This is a genomic window from Natroniella sp. ANB-PHB2 (genome assembly GCF_046097105.1).
Taxonomy (GTDB): Bacteria; Bacillota; Halanaerobiia; order Halobacteroidales; family Halobacteroidaceae; genus Natroniella.
Genome location: NZ_CP175562.1, coordinates 1,774,617 through 1,792,825, shown reverse-complemented (window position 1 = coordinate 1,792,825; position 18,209 = coordinate 1,774,617). Strand labels below are relative to the sequence as shown.

At 33.7% G+C, this 18,209-nt stretch carries 18 protein-coding genes; all 18 read left to right on the top strand.

All coding sequences use genetic code 11. The features are described 5' to 3' along the window. The first annotated feature begins 11 nt into the window (after nucleotides 1-11). The 18 genes from hemW (at nucleotide 12) to ACKF5P_RS08935 (ending at nucleotide 18,209) form a co-directional block, all read left to right on the top strand. Nucleotides 12-1,148: a radical SAM family heme chaperone HemW gene (gene hemW / locus ACKF5P_RS09020; protein WP_408954875.1), complete on the top strand. Its 1,137-nt coding sequence runs from the start codon at nucleotides 12-14 to the stop codon at nucleotides 1,146-1,148. Between the two features lie 180 nt (nucleotides 1,149-1,328). Beyond that, nucleotides 1,329-2,357: a heat-inducible transcriptional repressor HrcA gene (hrcA, locus tag ACKF5P_RS09015; RefSeq protein ID WP_408956649.1), complete on the top strand. Its 1,029-nt coding sequence runs from the start codon at nucleotides 1,329-1,331 to the stop codon at nucleotides 2,355-2,357. Between the two features lie 19 nt (nucleotides 2,358-2,376). Continuing rightward, nucleotides 2,377-3,000, top strand: coding sequence for a nucleotide exchange factor GrpE (grpE, locus tag ACKF5P_RS09010; protein ID WP_408954874.1), 624 nt, complete (start codon nucleotides 2,377-2,379; stop codon nucleotides 2,998-3,000). A gap of 116 nt (nucleotides 3,001-3,116) precedes the next feature. Next, the gene (gene dnaK / locus ACKF5P_RS09005) at nucleotides 3,117-4,973 is read left to right on the top strand and encodes a molecular chaperone DnaK (RefSeq protein ID WP_408954873.1); all 1,857 of its coding nucleotides are present in this window, start codon (nucleotides 3,117-3,119) and stop codon (nucleotides 4,971-4,973) included. Nucleotides 4,974-5,074: 101 nt separating this feature from the next. Beyond that, nucleotides 5,075-6,205 (top strand): molecular chaperone DnaJ, encoded by a 1,131-nt coding sequence (dnaJ, locus tag ACKF5P_RS09000; RefSeq protein ID WP_408954872.1) that lies wholly within the window; start codon nucleotides 5,075-5,077, stop codon nucleotides 6,203-6,205. A gap of 15 nt (nucleotides 6,206-6,220) precedes the next feature. After that, entirely contained in the window at nucleotides 6,221-7,102 is an 882-nt protein-coding gene (gene prmA, locus ACKF5P_RS08995) for a 50S ribosomal protein L11 methyltransferase (RefSeq protein ID WP_408954871.1), read from the top strand. 295 nt (nucleotides 7,103-7,397) lie between these two features. Continuing rightward, nucleotides 7,398-8,135 (top strand): 16S rRNA (uracil(1498)-N(3))-methyltransferase, encoded by a 738-nt coding sequence (locus ACKF5P_RS08990; protein ID WP_408954870.1) that lies wholly within the window; start codon nucleotides 7,398-7,400, stop codon nucleotides 8,133-8,135. An 84-nt stretch (nucleotides 8,136-8,219) separates the two neighbouring features. Beyond that, the gene (gene mtaB, locus ACKF5P_RS08985) at nucleotides 8,220-9,518 is read left to right on the top strand and encodes a tRNA (N(6)-L-threonylcarbamoyladenosine(37)-C(2))-methylthiotransferase MtaB (protein ID WP_408954869.1); all 1,299 of its coding nucleotides are present in this window, start codon (nucleotides 8,220-8,222) and stop codon (nucleotides 9,516-9,518) included. Nucleotides 9,519-9,549: 31 nt separating this feature from the next. Next, nucleotides 9,550-9,894, top strand: coding sequence for a histidine triad nucleotide-binding protein (locus tag ACKF5P_RS08980; RefSeq protein WP_408954868.1), 345 nt, complete (start codon nucleotides 9,550-9,552; stop codon nucleotides 9,892-9,894). Between the two features lie 28 nt (nucleotides 9,895-9,922). Next, nucleotides 9,923-10,366, top strand: coding sequence for a GatB/YqeY domain-containing protein (locus ACKF5P_RS08975; protein ID WP_408954867.1), 444 nt, complete (start codon nucleotides 9,923-9,925; stop codon nucleotides 10,364-10,366). 194 nt (nucleotides 10,367-10,560) lie between these two features. Continuing rightward, nucleotides 10,561-10,839, top strand: coding sequence for a sporulation protein YqfC (gene yqfC, locus ACKF5P_RS08970; protein WP_408954866.1), 279 nt, complete (start codon nucleotides 10,561-10,563; stop codon nucleotides 10,837-10,839). 13 nt (nucleotides 10,840-10,852) lie between these two features. Beyond that, complete coding sequence (gene yqfD / locus ACKF5P_RS08965) at nucleotides 10,853-12,082, top strand: sporulation protein YqfD (protein WP_408954865.1); 1,230 nt, start codon at nucleotides 10,853-10,855, stop codon at nucleotides 12,080-12,082. Then, entirely contained in the window at nucleotides 12,075-13,013 is a 939-nt protein-coding gene (locus ACKF5P_RS08960) for a PhoH family protein (RefSeq protein ID WP_408956648.1), read from the top strand. Before yqfD ends, ACKF5P_RS08960 begins: the two co-directional genes overlap by 8 nt. A gap of 23 nt (nucleotides 13,014-13,036) precedes the next feature. Next, entirely contained in the window at nucleotides 13,037-15,169 is a 2,133-nt protein-coding gene (locus ACKF5P_RS08955) for an HD family phosphohydrolase (protein ID WP_408954864.1), read from the top strand. Next, nucleotides 15,153-15,584 carry an rRNA maturation RNase YbeY gene (gene ybeY / locus ACKF5P_RS08950; RefSeq protein WP_408954863.1) on the top strand — a complete coding sequence of 144 codons (432 nt, stop codon included), beginning with the start codon at nucleotides 15,153-15,155 and terminating at the stop codon, nucleotides 15,582-15,584. Before ACKF5P_RS08955 ends, ybeY begins: the two co-directional genes overlap by 17 nt. Then, nucleotides 15,584-16,282 (top strand): diacylglycerol kinase, encoded by a 699-nt coding sequence (locus ACKF5P_RS08945; protein WP_408954862.1) that lies wholly within the window; start codon nucleotides 15,584-15,586, stop codon nucleotides 16,280-16,282. The genes ybeY and ACKF5P_RS08945 overlap by 1 nt, the downstream gene beginning before the upstream one ends. A gap of 48 nt (nucleotides 16,283-16,330) precedes the next feature. After that, the gene (locus ACKF5P_RS08940; protein WP_408954861.1) at nucleotides 16,331-17,626 is read left to right on the top strand and encodes a hemolysin family protein; all 1,296 of its coding nucleotides are present in this window, start codon (nucleotides 16,331-16,333) and stop codon (nucleotides 17,624-17,626) included. After that, entirely contained in the window at nucleotides 17,607-18,209 is a 603-nt protein-coding gene (locus ACKF5P_RS08935) for a DUF502 domain-containing protein (protein WP_408954860.1), read from the top strand. Before ACKF5P_RS08940 ends, ACKF5P_RS08935 begins: the two co-directional genes overlap by 20 nt.

Sequence of the window (18,209 nt, the reverse complement as noted above, 5' to 3'; positions counted from 1 at the left end):
GAGCTTATTTAATGAATAAATTTGCCTTATACATTCATATTCCCTTTTGTAGTTCTAAATGTTATTATTGTGATTTTAATTCAGTTAAAATTAAAGAAGGTTTATTACAGAGATTCTTACAAGCTTTACAGAAAGAAATAGAGTTGATAGCTAATAAATATACTCCTGAGATCAGGAGTATATTTATTGGTGGTGGGACGCCTAGTATTTTATCGGGGCAGCAGTTGGTTTCAATTTTAAATAAGTGTTATCAAAGATTTGATTGTCAGTCTGGAATTGAGATTACTGTCGAAACCAACCCTGAAACAGTTACTACTCAGAAGTTAAAATTATTAAAAGAAAATGGAGTCAATAGATTAAGCTTTGGGGTGCAGTCTTTTGATGACCAGCTGTTACAGAGATTAGGTAGAAAGCATACGGCTCAAGATGCAATTACAGCTTTTAATTTAGCAAGAGAGATAGGATTTTCTAACCTTAATTTTGATTTAATGTTTGCTCTGCCTGGTCAATCTCTAATAGATTGGGAGGAAAGCTTAACTCAAGCTTGTCAGTTTGAGCCTGAACATTTAGCTACGTATAATTTGAAGATTGAAGAGGGAACAGTTTTTGCTCAACAATTACAACAAGGAAAGATAGATTATTGTGAAGAAGAACTAGATTTAGCGATGTACAACAAAACATTACAAATATTGGCTAAGGAAGGATATCAACAGTATGAGATCTCTAATTTTGCAAAGCAAGGAGCAGAATCGATTCATAACCAGATTTATTGGAAAAATGAACCTTATTTGGCCCTTGGCCCAGGAGCATACTTTTGTGATGGGCAGGGACGTGGTTATAATTTAGCAGATATTTGTCAGTATTGCCAACAAATTGAACAGGATCAACTACCTTGGGCTGATTACCAGAAGTTGAATCGGTTAGAAAAGATAGAAGAGACTATAATTTTAGGTTTGAGGTTAAAGTCTGGAATATCACTGGCTAAATTTGAAAAGAGGCATCAAATTTCTATCTTTGATTTATATCAACCAGAAGTTGATAAGTTATTAGTACAAGGTCTGATTGAATTTAAAAATGATAGAATGGTATTGACTGAGCAAGGTTTCTTGCTAGCTAATCAAGTATTAGCTAATTTTATTTTGAGTTAAGTATAGGTTTTATTATAGGAGTATATTACTGATTTCAAGAGTAAAATCCAGCTAATTTAAAATAATTTAAAATTATTCTGTTTGACAAATGATCAAGTAAATGATATTTTAATTATAACATGCTATTAGCACTCGATAGCCTCGAGTGCTAACATAAAAGGAGTGGTGGTTGTGCTGGAGATGACGGAGCGAAAAAAGAAGATTTTGAAGGTCATCATCAATGAATATGTGACTACAGCTGAGCCAATAGGTTCTCGAACATTGGCCCGTAAGTATGATTTTGGAGTCAGTTCGGCGACAATCAGGAATGAAATGGCTGATTTAGAAGAGGCAGGTTATTTAAAACAGCCCCATCGCTCTGCTGGGAGAGTACCATCTGATAAAGGGTATAGATTTTATGTTGATACTTTGATGAATTCAAAGAGAGTTTCCAAACAGAAAATGAAATTAATTGAGGAGAAATATTCATCTAGAAAAGATGGGATTCAAGAGTTAATTCAACATACATCACAGATGTTATCTGATTTAACAGAATATACATCATTAGTACTAAGTCCTCAGATTAAAAAGAGTATCTTTCGTCATTTGCAATTAGTTCCGATTGCAAGCAAGAAAATCTTAATGGTATTGGTTACTGATACAGGATTAATTAGAAATAAAGTTATAGATACTCCTGTTGCTATTGTTTCAGAAGAGTTGGATAATATATCACGTTTTTTAAATGAAAGGTTGTATGGTTTATCGTTACATCAGATAAACGACCAATTACTAGATGAAATTAATAAGCAACTTATTAGTAGGTTTGATTTGGCTGAGAAATTAAAACTACTGAAAAAGGAGATATTTGAGAATAATTTTTCTACATCTGGGAAAATATATTTAGGAGGAACTGCTTATATATTAGATCAGCCTGAATTTAGTGATGTTAAAAAGTTACGAACTGTATTAGAAATTTTGGAGCAAAAAAAATTACTACGTGATGTATTAGCAAATTATGAAGGTAGTTCAGAGCTTAAAATATTGATCGGAAGTGAAAATAGTTTTGAAGAAATTAAAGATTGTAGTATGGTAATTGCTACTTATCATTTAAATGATAGACCAATTGGGAAGATAGGAGTATTAGGGCCAACTAGAATGGAGTATTCTAAAGTAGTAGGTTCTGTTAAGTATGTGGCTGAGATCTTGAGTAATATATTAACAAATCAATAGTGAGAAAGTAGGTGTAACGATGGGAGAGGAAGAAAAAAAGGGAGAACTTCAGCAAGAGCAAGCTGGAGAGGTTGAAGATAAGCAAGTCAGAAAAGATGGAGTAGAAGATGAGGATAAAATGGATGATGTTATTGCTGAAGAAGTAGATTCTAAAGGTGTAATTGAAGAGTTAGAAGAAGAAATTAAAGATTTAGAAAAAGAAGTAGTATCTGCAAAAGAGGAGAAAGAGAAGTATTTGAAGCGAGTTAAGAGGTTGAAGGCCGATTTTGCTAATTATAAAAAAAGAATGGCTAAGGAAAAAAAGAAGATAGTCAGCAATGCGAACAAAAACCTTATTTTAGAAGTATTACCTGTAATTGATAACTTTGAACGTGCTTTGGCAAGTTCTAAAAATAGTGATGATTTTTCTGAGTTATTAGAAGGAGTAGAGATGATCTATAAGCAATTGCTTAAAGTGTTAACTACTAATGGTATTGAAGAGATTAAAACAGTTGGAGAAGAATTTGATCCGAACTATCATGAAGCAGTAGGTAAGGTAGAGAGTGAAGAATATGACTCTGGAATAATTGTAGATGAGATGCAGAAAGGATACTTATTTGAGGGTACATTACTTAGAGCAGCAATGGTTAAAGTAGCAGAGTAAGTTAACTTTTACATATAGAAATATAACCTTAATTAAATAACTGGAAGTTAATTGAGATATCAATAGATTGATAAAAATATAAAATATAATGTTAGTATAAGGAGGATGATGGAAAAATGGGTAAAATAATTGGTATTGATTTAGGAACAACTAATTCTTGTGTTTCAGTTATAGAAGGTGGAGAACCTAAAGTTATTCCTAATAAACAAGGAGCAAGAACGACTCCTTCAGTAGTAGGTTATTCTAAAAAGGATGAGAGGTTGGTTGGAGAACCTGCTAAGCGGCAGGCAATTACTAATCCTGAACAGACAGTACAATCTATTAAAAGGCATATGGGGGAAGATTATAAAGTAGAATTGGGTGGAAAGGATCGAACCCCACAAGAAGTGTCTGCTATGATTTTGCAGGAGTTGAAAAGTTATGCTGAAGATTATTTAGGAGAAAAGGTAGAAAAAGCTGTAATTACAGTTCCTGCTTATTTTAGTGATGCTCAGCGACAAGCTACTAAAGATGCAGGGAAGATTGCAGGGTTGCAAGTAGAAAGGATTATTAATGAGCCGACTGCAGCTTCTTTAGCTTATGGTTTAGATGATGATAAAGACCAAACGGTTTTAGTTTATGATCTTGGGGGAGGTACTTTTGATGTCTCTATTTTAGAACTTGGTGGTGGTGTATTTGAAGTAGTTGCCACTCATGGTGATAATAAGCTTGGTGGAGATGATTTTGATGAAAAAATCATCGACTATCTTGCACAAGAGTTTGAAAAGAAACATGGAATCGATCTAAGAAAAGATGAGATGTCTTTACAACGTCTAAAAGATGCAGCAGAAAAGGCAAAAATAGAATTATCTGGTGTAGCAACAACAAATGTTAACTTACCATATATTACTCAGACTGAAGAAGGGCCAAGGCATTTAGATGTAGACATTACAAGAGCACAGTTTGAAAAGATGATTTCTGGATTAATTGATCAAACAATAAAAGCGACTCAGCGTTCATTAAATGATGCAGGTTTATCTAAATCTGAGATCGACCAAGTTTTATTGGTCGGTGGTTCTACTCGAGTTCCAGCGGTACAGGAGGCAGTTGAAAATAAGATCGGTAAGGTTCCAAATAAGGGAATTAATCCAGATGAATGTGTAGCAATGGGTGCTGCTATTCAAGGTGGGGTCTTAAATGATGAAGTTGATGATATAGTTTTATTAGATGTGACTCCTTTATCCTTAGGAATTGAAACAATGGGAGGAGTATTCACTAAGTTAATTGATCGCAATACTACAATCCCAACTGAGAAGAGTAAGGTTTTCTCTACTGCTGCTGATAACCAAACAACGGTTGATATCCATGTTTTGCAGGGAGAAAGAGAGATGGCCAGAGATAATAAAACCCTTGGCAGATTTCAATTGACAGATATTCCACCTGCACCACGGGGAGTACCTCAAATTGAGGTATCTTTCAAGATAGATGATAATGGTATTGTTCATGTTTCTGCTAAAGATAAGGGGACAGGAAATGAACAGGATATCACAATTAAATCTGAAACAGGATTATCAGAAGAAGAGATAGAAGAGATGGTTAGAGAAGCTGAAGAGCACGCAGAAGAAGATAAAAAGAAGAAGGAAGCAGTTGAAACAGTGACAGGTGCAGATAGTTTGGTACATCAGGTTGAAAAAACATTAGAAGAAGCTGGTGAGCAAGTTGATCAATCTGTAGTAGATGAAATTGAAACTGCTAAAGATGAACTGAAAGAAGTTTTAGAAGGTGTTGATCTGCACAATATCGATCCAAATGAAGTTGATGTTGAGCAGATTAAAGAAAAACAAGAGGCATTAAGTCAAAAGCTACATGAATTAACAACTCAAATGTATCAACAAGCAGAGCAAGCTCAACAAGGAGCAGGAGATACTGGAGCTCAACAGCAAGAAGATGATGATGTGGTAGATGTAGATTATGAAGAGGTTGATGATGAATAATAAAAATAATCTGAACTAACTTGGATTTAGTAGAGTCAAAGCCAAAAAATTTGGCTTTGACTCTGTTTTTATGACCAATTATTTTAAAGGTGGTGAGTGAAATGGCTAAGAAAGATTATTATGAATTATTAGGTGTTGATCGTAATGCTGATAAGAAAGAGATTAAGAAAGCATATCGGAAATTAGCTAAAAAATATCATCCCGATGTAAGTGATCATCCTAATGCAGAAGAGAAGTTTAAAGAAGTAGCAGAAGCATATGAAGTACTAAGTGATAAAGAAAAGAGGGCTAGATATGATCAATTTGGCCATGCTGGTGTAGATCAAGATGGAGGATTTGGTCAAGGCGGTTTTAGTGGTCAAGGTGGTTTTGGTGGTGGTTTTGATGATATTTTTGATATGTTTTTTGGTGGAGGCAGAGGAGGTAGCCGTAAGAATGCCCCCCGTAAAGGAGCAGATTTGAAATATAATTTGACTGTTGAATTTGAAGAAGCTGCTTTTGGAGCAGAAAAAGAAATAACTATTCCTCGTACAGAGAAGTGCTCTAGTTGCAATGGTTCTGGAGCTCAAAGCAATGAAGATGTAGAAAGTTGTGCTAAATGTAAAGGAACAGGTGAAATTAAGTTTAAACAGAATACTCCATTTGGTCAGATGGTTCAGAAAAGTACTTGTGATCGCTGTAATGGAACTGGGAAATTTATTAATAATCCATGTTCTAATTGTAATGGTCAAGGAAAAATAAAGAAAAGAAGAAAGATAACAGTTGATATTCCAGCGGGTGTTAATGATGGCTCTCGACTGAGAATGACAGGAGAAGGTGAAGCAGGTAAGAATGGTGGGCCTAATGGGGATTTATATATTGTAATTAATATTAAACCTCATGAAATCTTTGAAAGAAAAGGTGATGAGATAATCTGTGAAGTTCCTATTAGCTTTGTGCAAGCTACTTTAGGAGATGAGATTAAAGTTCCAACGTTGGATGGTCGAGTCAAGTTTGAAATTCCTGAAGGAACTCAACCAGGAACTTCTTTTAGGTTAAAAGGTAAAGGAGTCCCTCATTTGAATAGAAGAGGACGTGGAGATCAGCATATTAAAGTTAAGGTTGTAATCCCTGAAAAGTTGGATCAAGAGCAGAAAGAATTATTAAGAAAATTTGCTGATATAAGTGGTGAAGAGATAAACCCTGAACAGAAAGGATTTCTGCAAAAAATTAAAGATGCTTTTGGCATGTAAAGTGAGGTAATTGAGATGAAATGGAAAGAATTAGAGATTAGAACGACTCATCAAGCTTTTGCAGCGATTACTAATCTTTTAGATAAATTTGGAATTGAAAGTATTTTTAAGGAAGAATTATCTGAAGGGGATGAAGATGAAATTTTAATTAAAGCTTATTGTGAAGAGGATTCTTTTTCGTCACAAAAGCTTGTTGAATTGAAGGCCAAAATTACTAATTTAAAAGATTATAATTTAGATATTGGTAATGCTAAATTAAAAGTAAGTCAATTGCAAGAAGAGGATTGGGCCAACAATTGGAAAGAGAACTTTAAACCACTTAAGGTGACCGAAAAGATTGTAATTAAGCCAACTTGGGAGGACTATCAAGCCAGTACAGATGAGATCATAATTGAGATCGATCCAGGGCAGGCCTTTGGAACGGGCCAACATGAAACGACTACCTCCTGTTTAGAAATGATTGAGAAATACCTTGCAGCAGGAGCGAATTGTTTAGATATTGGGACAGGAACGGGAATTTTGGCTATTGCTGCGGCTAAGTTAGAAGCTAGTGCTACTGTGGGAGTTGATATTTCCCCGGTAGCTATTACAGCAGCGCAAGAGAATGCTCAGTTGAATCAAATAGCAGACGAGATAGAATTTTTAGAAGGGGATTTAGTTAAAGTTGTGGATCAAGATTATGACTTGGTAATTGCTAATATTTTACCACATATAATCCTAGATTTAATTCCTGATCTAAATAAGGTTCTTAAATCCAGCGGAAAGTTTATTTTATCAGGAATTGTTGAAGAAAAGTTGGATAGAGTTAAGGAAAGATTAGAAGAATATCAATTTAAAGTTGAAGAAATAATCCAGAAGAATGAATGGGTGACAGTTGTTGGGAGTGCTAGTAACTGATAAAACGCAAAAGTTTATTATAATATTATGGCACTTTTGATTTGGCGGGTAGAAATGATATTTGTAGGGGCAGGTCTCTGTGCCTGCCCATGTTAAATCACGGGCGACCACGGATAGTCGCCCCTACAAAAACACATTCTTTTACGAACGAAAAGTGCCACTGTATATCAATTAAGTTTAACTTTTTATTTGCAGAATGATATTTTTTGTAAGGGCACGACACGTCGTGCCCCTATTTAGGTTTTTGCTGACGACTGAAAGCTGATAGCTTATAGCTATGATAGGAGAGGATAAAATGCATCATTTTTTTGTTAAACCAACAGCTATAATTGATGGAGAAGTTACCATTACTGGACAGGATGTTAGACATATTACTCGTTCCTTAAGATTGGATTCTGGTGATAAGATAAGTGTTGCTGATGGAGAAGGGAAGAAGTATATTATAGAGTTGGTTGAACTGACAGAGAAATCTGTGAAGGGGAAGGTTCACCAAGATTTTGTAGCTAAAGTAGAACCTGATACTAAAGTGACCTTGGTACAAGGATTACCTAAGAGCAAAAAGATGGATTTGATTGCTCAAAAGACGACTGAGTTAGGTGTTGAGGAGATTATACCTGTTGAGACAGAACGAAGTATTGTTAAATTGAAGCCTAGTAAGGCTAAGAGACGTCAAAAAAGGTGGCAGAAGATAGCTAAAGAAGCAGCTAAGCAGTCTGGTAGAGCTAAAATACCAGAGGTTAAAGAGTTGGTTGGCTTTGAAGAGATAATTTCTTTAGCTAAAGAGTATGATCTTGCTTTGATACCGTGGGAAGAAGAAGAAGGAAGTTTAAAAGAGGTTATTGCAGGCAATAATAAGATGGAGAGAGTGATGATTGTTATTGGCCCAGAAGGTGGTTTTAGTAAGCAAGAAGTAGAGAGGGCCAAAGAAGCAGGAATTAAGCCTGTCAGTTTAGGGTCGCGTATTTTAAGGACTGAAACAGCAGGGTTAGCTACTTTATCAATGTTATTATATCAAACTGGAGATTTAGGATAAATTGTAAATTATAGTTACAATTTATAATTAAATAAAGCAAGAGCAATTACTTTCTGTATATTGTTAATTGAGTGGAGGTGTTTTATGAAACGGGTTGCTTTTTATACATTAGGATGTAAGGTCAATCGTTATGATACTGAGGCGATGATTGCTCAGTTTGAGCAACCAGGTTATCAAATTGTTGACTTTAAGCGAGAGGCCGATATTTACATAATTAATACCTGTACTGTAACTAAGCAAGGGGCAAGTAAGTCACGTAAGATAACTAGACGAGCTAAGCGTAGAAATCCTGATGCTTTAGTTGCAGTTGTTGGTTGCTATCCTCAGGTAGATCCTGAGCAAGTAATGGAGATAGCAGAAGTTGATTTAGTAGTGGGTACTAAAGGACGTAGTAAAATTGTAGAGTTTATTGAGCAGGCTATTAGCTCAAAAGAACAACTTAATTTTGTTCAAGATATGGATGAAAAAGAAGTTTTTGAAGAGGTTCCTATTCAAAATTTCACTGAAAGAACTAGAGCAACAATTAAGATCCAAGAAGGTTGTAACCAGTTTTGTTCTTATTGTATTATTCCTTATGCACGGGGTTCATTACGGAGTAGAGAGTTAGATGATGTAATGGCTGAAGCAGGTCGGTTGGTCAAGCATGGTTTTCAAGAGATTGTTTTGACAGGGATTCACTTAGGAGAGTATGGAGCTGACAAAGAGAATCTCGATTTGGTTAAGTTAATTAAGGAGTTATTAACAATAGCAGGTTTAGAACGTATTCGGTTGAGTTCAATTGAAGGGACAGAGGTTAGTGAAGAGTTAATTGAGTTGATTGCTGAGTCAGAAAAGTTATGTCGCCATCTCCACTTGCCGTTACAAAGTGGTTCTGATAAGGTCTTAAAAGCTATGAATCGTCCTTATCAGGTTGCTGATTTTAAGAAGATGATTGTAATGATAAGAGAGCAGGTGCCAGAGATTGCAATAACAACAGATGTTATTGTAGGATTTCCAGGGGAGAGTGAAGCTGACTTTGAAAAAACTTATCAATTGATGAAAGAGCTTGAATTTAGTGATGCTCATATCTTTAAGTATTCTAAACGAGAGGGAACTCCTGCTGCAGGTTTTAAAGAGCAAGTTCACTCTAAAGTTAAGAAGAAACGGAGTAAGAAGTTGAGAGAATTAACAGCAGAGTTGGCCCGTAATTATCAACAACAATTTATTGGGCAGAAGTTAGAAGTCTTATTAGAAGAGAGTCGTGATTATAAGACTGGATTATTGACAGGGCTGACTGATAATTATTTACGAGTTTTTGTTGATGGGGCAGATGATCTAGCTGGTCAATTGGTTGAAGTAAAATTAAAGCAAGAAGCAGGAAGAATAATTGGTAGCTTAGAATAATAATAGTAAAACTTAGAAAGGAGGTGGAGAGGTGGAAGATTGTATTTTTTGTCAGATAATTGCTGGAGAAATGGAGAGTGAGATTGTTTATGAAGATGAAGATGTAATTGCCTTTAAAGATATTGAACCACAAGCTCCAGTCCATTTTCTAATTCTGCCTAAAAAACATATTCCTACTTTACTAGATTTAAAAGAAGAGGATAATAAGTTGATAGGACATATTTATCAAATAGCTAATCAGCTTGCCCGACAAGAGGAGATTGCAGAAGATGGGTTTCGAGTAGTTTCTAATTGCAATGAAGCTGGTGGACAGACAGTTGATCATATTCACTACCATCTATTAGGAGGGCGCAATTTGCAGTGGCCTCCAGGTTAAAATTGTCTTAATTAGGAGGAAATAAAAAATGTTATTAGATGAAAGGTTATTAGAAGATATGAAATCTGCTATGAAAGATAAGAGTAAGCAGAGGTTGTCTGTAATTAGAATGGCTCGAGCAGCAATTAAAGAGCAAGAGATCAATCAAAGGAAAGAATTGACTGAACAAGAGATAGTTGAAGTTTTAGCTAAATTGGTTAAGCAGAATAAAGAATCACTAGTTGAGTATGAAAAAGCTGAACAGGAAGAAAGGGTGGAAAAGCTTAAGCGGGAGATTGAAATCTTGCAAGAGTATCTTCCTGAACAATTGACTGAAGAAGAGTTAGAAGTCTTAGTAGATGAAGTAATCTCTGAGGTTGATGCTCAAGATATGAGTGATATGGGCCAAGTTATGGGAGTGATTATGCCGCAAGTGAAAGGAAGAGCTGATGGGAATCTAGTTAATCAATTAGTACGAGATCGTTTAGAATAGAATAAAAAGAACCTATTATGTCGTCCGACATAATAGGTTCTTTTTAATTTGAGTAATAGCAAAACTTTATCTTTTTAATGGTTGATTTAGCCTTGATCTTAAACATCAATTCAGAATGAATTGATGTTTAAGAGTTAGTAATTAATGATTACCTCTTTACATATATTTATAAAGTAAATCGAGGAGGAATTTATATGGGAAGGAAAGAAGAAGTTAAAACTAAAATCACAGAAATATTTAACCTTCCTCAGGATGTTATTTTGAATTTACCTAAGCTGGTCTTGATAGGCAATTTGGAGTTGTTGATTGAAAATCATAGAGGAATTATTTATTATGGCCCTGAAATGATTAAGATTAGAATTTATCATGGTCTATTGCTGGTTGAAGGTAAAGAATTAGTAATTGAAGAGTTGCAAAAAGATGATCTTATAATTAATGGAGAGATAAATGAGTTGAGTTTTGAGTTAGATTAAGGAGGAAGATATTTTGAGAGGGCTCTATGATTTATTAAAAGGATATGTTAGGCTAGAGATCCAGGGAAGGGATTTAGAAAAGTTTATTAACTATTTGGTTAGAAATGATATAGAATTGTGGAATGTTCTTCGTATAGAGGGTATTATTTATGTAAATATTAAACTAAAAGATTTTAAAAAAATTAGAGAATATGTTAGGAATTCAAGCTGTAGAGTTAAAATCGAACAAAAAAGGGGAGTGCCTTTTTTAATAAATAGATTAATAAATAGACGGATGTTAGTAGTGGGGGTTGTTATTTTAGTAGTAACTATTTACACGCTATCTTCTTTTGTTTTTTTTATTGAGATTGAAGGAGCAGCTACGGAAAATAAAAAAGAAGTTAAAGAATTATTAACTGAGCTAAAAATTCGTCCTGGGGTTTTGAAATCGAGTATTGATTTAGAGCGGCTAGAAGAGTTGATTTTGCAGAAGAGTCCACAATTTTCCTGGAGTAATGCCTATTTTCAAGGGACTAAGTTAGTAGTCGAGTTGGTAGAAAAAGAGTTGATAGATATGGAGATTGTTCCTAGTGATTTAGTTGCTGATAAACCTGGAGTTATTAATGAATTGATTGTCTTACAAGGAACTCCTGTTGTTGAGGAAGGAATGACAGTTAAAGCAGGAGATTTACTAATCAGTAAGGAAGTAGTAGTGAAGAGTGAAAAACTTGAAGAAGATGAAGAGGCAGAAGGAAAGGTTGAAATAGTAGATACCAAGGAAGTTAGGGCAGAGGGGCTTGTTGAGGCGAATGTTTGGTATCAAGGTTATGCTGAAGTTGAGTTAGATAACTCTTTCTTACAAGCTACTGCCAATAGTAAGTCTAGTAATATTATTAAATTTGAAAATAGAGAATTTATTATTACCGGGCCAAAAGATCCCCCTTATAGTCAATTTATGGTTGAAGAAGAGGTAAAATCTCTTCCTGAATGGAGGAATATTGATTTACCTATCGAATTAATTAGAAGAAGATATATTGAGCTTAAAGAGTTTAGAACAACTAAGGATGTTGAGGTTGCTAAAGAGATAGCTAAAGCACGAGCAATAGATGATGTATTACAGAAGATATCTCAGGAGGCTAAGATATTAAATAGCAAATTAAAATTAATCAATTTAGAGCAAGAGAATTTGATTCGGATTAAGGCTTTAGTAGAAGTGAAAGAAGATATTGGAATTAGGAGGGAAGAGTTAATTGAAGTTGACTAAAGAAGTTAGATTGAACAGTAATCATTCAGCACAAGTTATATTTGGTAATCAAGATCAAAACTTAAAGTTAATTGAAGAAAGTTTTCCTGTGGAGATTATTGCTAGAGGGACTTTAGTTAAGATTGTCGGTGAAAAAAAGACTATAAAAAAAGTAGCCAAATTATTTAAGGAGTTAGAAAAGATAGCTCAACGAGAAAATAATTTGACTAAAAAAGAGGTTGGGTATGCGATTGAAGTAGCTAAGGAAGGAAACTTTTCTTTGCATGAGGTCTATTCTGATGTGATTCAAGTTACTAACTCTGGAAAGAAACTCAGACCTAAGACCTTAGGACAGAAGATGTATTTAGATGCTTTACGCCAAGATGATATTGTATTTGGGATTGGTCCTGCTGGTACAGGAAAGACTTACTTAGCAGTAGCAATGGCTACTAATGCTTTAATGAGTAATCAAGTGAAAAGGATTATTTTAACTCGTCCTGCGATTGAAGCTGGAGAGAAGTTAGGGTTTTTACCGGGTGATCTGCAAGAAAAAGTTGACCCTTATTTGCGTCCATTATATGATTCTTTATATGATATTTTAGGGGTTGAGAAAGTAAATAAATTATTGGAGCGAGAAGTTATCGAAATTGCACCTTTAGCTTATATGAGGGGGAGAACTTTAAAAAGTTCGTTTGTAATTCTTGATGAAGCACAAAATACTACTAAAGAGCAGATGAAGATGCTATTAACTAGATTGGGTTCTAATTCTAAAGCAGTAATTACTGGAGATATTACTCAAGTTGATCTACCAACGAGAAAGGGATCAGGGTTGGCCCATGCTGAGAGTATATTACAGCAAATAAATGGTATTAGTTTTGTTTATTTAAGTAACCAAGATATAGTTAGACATAAATTAGTCAGAGAAATTGTTAAAGCTTATGATGAAAGTTAGTAATACTTTTAGGAGTGAATATAATGGTATTTTTTAAAGAGTTACTGGGAAGATTAGGTGGAATTGATTTTTATAAGGATAAGACTTTCCAGAGATCTAGCTGGGGATTATTTATTTTTGTTGCTTTAGTAACGATAGTAATTATTAATTTTTTACCAACTAGAGTAGGAGTAGATGTAGGACAAGTTAGTAAAAGAGATATTATAGCACCTAGAACTATAGAATATATCGACCAAGAAGAGACTGAAGAAAGAAGACAAGAGGCGGCAGAGACTGTATCAAAAGTATATGAGGAAGATAGAAGAGTAGGGGATGAAATAGAGCTTGAAATAAGGAATTTCTTTAAACTGATACAAGAAACTAGGGAGTTAGAAGATAAGGAATTGGAGTTAAAGGTTGAAGTTGTAACAGAAGAGGCTACTATCGATTTATCTTTTTCAGAGTTAAAATATTTATTACAGTTAAGTGAAGAAAAGTTGGCTCAGATGAGAGTAGATGCTTTAGCTTTAGTAAATAGTTATTTAAATCGTGGGATTAGAGATGATTCTTTAACAGAGGTCAAAGAGGAGATGAAGCGACAAAAAGTAGATTTAGAGCAAGGGGCTATATATAATGAGATTGTTTCTCAAATAAGTAGCCAAGCTATTCGCCCTAATCTTATTTTTAACCAGGAAGAGACTGAAGAAAGAAGAGAGTTGGCCCGTCAGAAGGTTGAGCCAATTAAACATATTGTTCATAAAGGTGAAGTTATTATTCGGCATGGTAAAGTAGTAACTGAAGAAGATATCAAAATTTTAGAAGCATTAGGACTTAGAGATCATAGATTAAATTATTTTAGTTTATTGGGATATACATTAATTGTCTTAATCTTTTTTTTGAGTGTTATTTTTTATATCTATCAGTACCAAGCTGAAATTATAAAAGATGAAGGGATTATGGCCTTATTAGGGTTGTTACCAATAATTATTTTGTTATTAGCAAATATAGCTAATTATCTACCAATTGAATATCCCTCTTTCATTGTTCCAGTAGCTGCTGCATCGATTATTATTACTATTTTAATTAATACTAGGTTAGCTGTAGTATTTACGATTGGGTTATCTTTTTTAGTGGCAATAGTTAGCGGTGAAGGGATTATTGATGTAGCAGTAGCAATGATCAGTGGTTTAACAGGAATTTATAGTGTTTCTAAAGTAAGTCAACGATCTGATTTAGTAAGAGCTGGATTTATTGTTAGTGCTGCTAGTGCTTTTACTATTTTTTCCTTTTTGTTAATAAAAAGTCCGTTAGAAGTAATTAGATTTTTAAGAATAGTTCCTTTAGGTATCTTAAATGGTATATTGGTAGCAACTGTAACTAATGGTTTGTTACCTTATGTTGAGAATATTTTTGGGGTAACATCACCAGTTAAGTTATTAGAGTTATCTAACCCTAATCATTTATTATTGAAGAGGTTATTAGTGGAAGCACCAGGAACTTATCATCATAGTATTATAGTCGGTAATTTGGCTGAATCAGCTGCTGACCAAGTAAATGCTGATCCATTGTTGACTAGGGTAGGTGCTTATTATCATGATATTGGCAAGATTAAGCGGTCCTATTTCTTTACTGAAAATCAAATTGGTGATAAGAATCCTCATGATAAATTATCACCAAATCTGAGTACTTTAATTATTACTTCCCATATTAAAGATGGGATTGAATTAGCTAAAGAACATAAACTACCTAAGGTATTAATAGATATTATTACTCAACATCATGGAACTAGTCTTGTGTCTTTCTTTTACCAAGAAGCTGCTTATGATGAAAAATATAAGAATGTGGATAAAGATGACTTCAGATATGAAGGGCCTAAACCACAGACTAAAGAAGCAGCACTAATTATGTTAGCAGATGTGGTAGAAGCAGCTGTTAGATCAAATGTTTCAGTACAGAACAATCCTGGCAAGTTAGAAGGTTTAGTAAGAGAGCTAATTAAAAATAAATTAAATAGTGGGCAATTAGATGAATGTGATTTAACTTTGAAGGATTTAGATAAGGTAGCAAACTCTTTTGTGAATATACTGCAAGGAATTTTTCATAGTCGAGTTGAATACCCTGATGATATTGCTCAACACTTAAAGGAGGAAGAAGTTTCTAATGGAGATACTGATTAATAACTTACAAGATAAGTTAGAATTAGATCAAAGATTAGAAAGTTTGATTAGAGAGGTAGTTAAAAAAGTGCTAGTAGAAAACTGTGAGCAAGATAAAGAAGTTAGTATTGCTTTGGTCGATAATAAAAATATTAAAGAATTAAATCATCGCTATCGTGATAAAAATGAAGCTACCGATGTTTTATCTTTTCCTCAAGAAGATAATTTATTATTGGGAGATGTCATTATCTCTTTAGAGAGAGCAGCTCAGCAAGCTGCAGAATACAACCATTCACTACACCGGGAAGTTGGCTTTTTGGTAGTTCATGGAATGTTACATTTACTAGGCTATAATCATTACCAGCCTAATGATAAAGAGATTATGCGTGAAAAGGAGGAAACAATTCTAGCTAAACTAGGATTAACTAGGGAGTGATGAATCTCATTCAAAGGTTGATTAATAGCTTTAACTATGCTATAACAGGTATAATTAGGGTTTTAAAAGATGAATTGAATATGAAGATCCATTTTATATTTGCAATCTTAGCCTTAATCTGTGGAGTTTTATTTAATTTATCTAAAGTAGAATTATTAGTTCTTTTTTTGACGATAACATTAGTTATTTTTGCTGAAATGATAAATACAGCTATTGAAGAGTTAAGTGATCTGGTTTGTCAAGATTTTAGTCCTAAGATCAAGTTGATTAAGGATATTGCAGCAGGAGCTGTGCTGGTAACAGCTATAAATGCCTTGATAATAGGTTATATAATTTTTTTTAAAGGATTAAGGCCATTAACATTGAACCTATTATATCAAATACATCAAACACCAATTCATCTGACTTTTATAGCTTTAGTATTGGTATTGTTAATAACGATAGTAGTTAAATCAAAATTTAATAAAGGAACACCATTACAGGGTGGAATGCCTAGTGGTCATAGTGCAGTTGCCTTCTGTTTAGTAATAATTATTTCTACATTAGCTAATGATGCTTTAGTAGCTACTTTATCACTTTTATTAGGTTTGCTGGTAGCTCAAAGTAGGATAGAAGGTCAAATTCATAGTTTCTGGGAAGTTGTTTGTGGAGCAATTGTTGGTTTGCTAGTAGCAATTTTAATTTTTCAATTATTATAATATTATACACTCCACAAGCAGTATGAAGTGTTAGGGGGCGTAAGGTGTATGGGATCAATTGAGTTAGTTTTATTGTTTATATTATTAATTTTATCTGCTTTTTTCTCTGGAGCAGAAACGGCTTTAATGTCAGTTAATAAAGTTGAAATTAGGCACTTAAGACAAGAAGGTGATTTAAAAGCTAAAATTGTAGATGAGTTATTAAATAGACCAGATAAATTATTGATTACAATTTTAATAGGGAATAATCTGGTTAATATAGCCGCTTCTTCGATTGCGACAGCATTAGCGACTGAGGCCTTTGGAGACAAAGGAGTAGGAATTGCAATTGGAGCAGTTACTTTATTTGTTTTGATCTTTGGGGAGATTACTCCTAAGTCTTTTGCTAATAAGGAGGCAACATTATTTTCAATGAAGGTGGCTAGATATATTCAGATTTGTTATTATTTGTTGGCCCCTTTAATTAAACCATTGACTTTTTTGACTAACTTTATGATGAGAAGAAATGAAGATGATTCAATAGATAAAAAATCATTTGTGAATGAAGATAAAATTAGAAAGTTTTTAGCTGTTGGAGAAAGGGAAGGCACTATTGAGAGTGATGAAAAGAAGATGATCAATAGTATCTTTGAATTTGATGATACTTTAGTAAAAGAGATTATGGTTCCTAGGATAGATATGATCTGTGTTGAAATTAATGATACATCAGAAAAATTAATCGATATAATTATAGATAAAGGTTTTTCTAGAATTCCAGTTTATAATGAGACTATTGACAATATAGTCGGAGTTGTTTATGCTAAAGATTTATTGTTATTATTGAAGAAAGAAAAGTTTGAAGCAGATATTAAAGAGATTATGAGGCCTGCTTATTATATTCCAGCTACTAAAGAAGTTGATAGTTTATTAAGTGAATTGAGAAAAGAGAAGATACATATGGCAATTGTGTTAGATGAGTATGGAGGAACAGATGGTTTAGTTACGATTGAGGATTTATTAGAAGAGATTGTAGGGGATATTCAAGATGAGTATGATAAAGAGACGAAATTAATTAAAGAAATTGATAAAGGTGAAATCTTGGTTGATGGTCGGGTTGATATCGATGAAATTAACGAATTATTAGAAATTGATTTACCGGAAGAGGATTATGAAACAATCAGTGGTTTTATCTTAAGTAAGTTAGGTTATGTTCCTGATGAAGGAGAAGAGATTGAATATCAAAATTTAAAGGTTGTTGTGCAAAAAATTGTGAGACGTAGAATTTCTGAAGTAAGGTTAAAAAGGCTTAATAAAGTTGTATTGGAAGAAATCCAGGAGGATGAAGATGTTAAAGCAGATACGTAATTATCTGATTACAGGGTTGATTATTTTATTACCTTTACTGACAACTGTTTATATTATTTTGACAGTAGTAAATTTAGTAGATGGTATTTTTAGTCCGTTAATTATTTTAATAATTGGTAGAGAGATTTATGGGTTAGGTTTTATAATTACCTTTTTGGTTATTTTAGGAGTAGGTATAGTAGCAACAAATGTATTAGGAAAGAAAATGATTAATGTAGGAGAAAGATTATTAACTAAAATACCTATTGTTAGAAATATTTACTTAACTATACAACAAATTTTAGATGCTTTATTATTGAAAAAGAAGACCGATTTTCGTAAAGTTGTCTTAGTTGAATATCCAAAAGAAGGAGTTTATCAGTTGGGCTTTTTGACTTATGAGGGTAAAGGAGAAGTACAAGATAAATTAAATAAGAAGGTAGTTAATGTTTTTATACCTACTACCCCTAATCCTACATCAGGAATGTTAATTTTAGTAGATGATGAAGATTTAACCTATTTGGATATGACAATTGAGCAAGGGCTAAAGTGGGTTATTTCTGGAGGGACAATTGTACCCAAATCTGAAAAGGAGGAGCTTTAA

Coding starts and splice junctions, on each gene's coding strand:
- hemW (WP_408954875.1), top strand. CDS start 12: ATGAATAAATTTGCCTTATACATTCATATTCCCTTTTGTAGTTCTAAA.
- hrcA (WP_408956649.1), top strand. CDS start 1,329: ATGACGGAGCGAAAAAAGAAGATTTTGAAGGTCATCATCAATGAATAT.
- grpE (WP_408954874.1), top strand. CDS start 2,377: ATGGGAGAGGAAGAAAAAAAGGGAGAACTTCAGCAAGAGCAAGCTGGA.
- dnaK (WP_408954873.1), top strand. CDS start 3,117: ATGGGTAAAATAATTGGTATTGATTTAGGAACAACTAATTCTTGTGTT.
- dnaJ (WP_408954872.1), top strand. CDS start 5,075: ATGGCTAAGAAAGATTATTATGAATTATTAGGTGTTGATCGTAATGCT.
- prmA (WP_408954871.1), top strand. CDS start 6,221: ATGAAATGGAAAGAATTAGAGATTAGAACGACTCATCAAGCTTTTGCA.
- ACKF5P_RS08990 (WP_408954870.1), top strand. CDS start 7,398: ATGCATCATTTTTTTGTTAAACCAACAGCTATAATTGATGGAGAAGTT.
- mtaB (WP_408954869.1), top strand. CDS start 8,220: ATGAAACGGGTTGCTTTTTATACATTAGGATGTAAGGTCAATCGTTAT.
- ACKF5P_RS08975 (WP_408954867.1), top strand. CDS start 9,923: ATGTTATTAGATGAAAGGTTATTAGAAGATATGAAATCTGCTATGAAA.
- yqfC (WP_408954866.1), top strand. CDS start 10,561: ATGGGAAGGAAAGAAGAAGTTAAAACTAAAATCACAGAAATATTTAAC.
- ACKF5P_RS08955 (WP_408954864.1), top strand. CDS start 13,037: ATGGTATTTTTTAAAGAGTTACTGGGAAGATTAGGTGGAATTGATTTT.
- ybeY (WP_408954863.1), top strand. CDS start 15,153: ATGGAGATACTGATTAATAACTTACAAGATAAGTTAGAATTAGATCAA.
- ACKF5P_RS08945 (WP_408954862.1), top strand. CDS start 15,584: ATGAATCTCATTCAAAGGTTGATTAATAGCTTTAACTATGCTATAACA.
- ACKF5P_RS08940 (WP_408954861.1), top strand. CDS start 16,331: ATGGGATCAATTGAGTTAGTTTTATTGTTTATATTATTAATTTTATCT.
- ACKF5P_RS08935 (WP_408954860.1), top strand. CDS start 17,607: ATGTTAAAGCAGATACGTAATTATCTGATTACAGGGTTGATTATTTTA.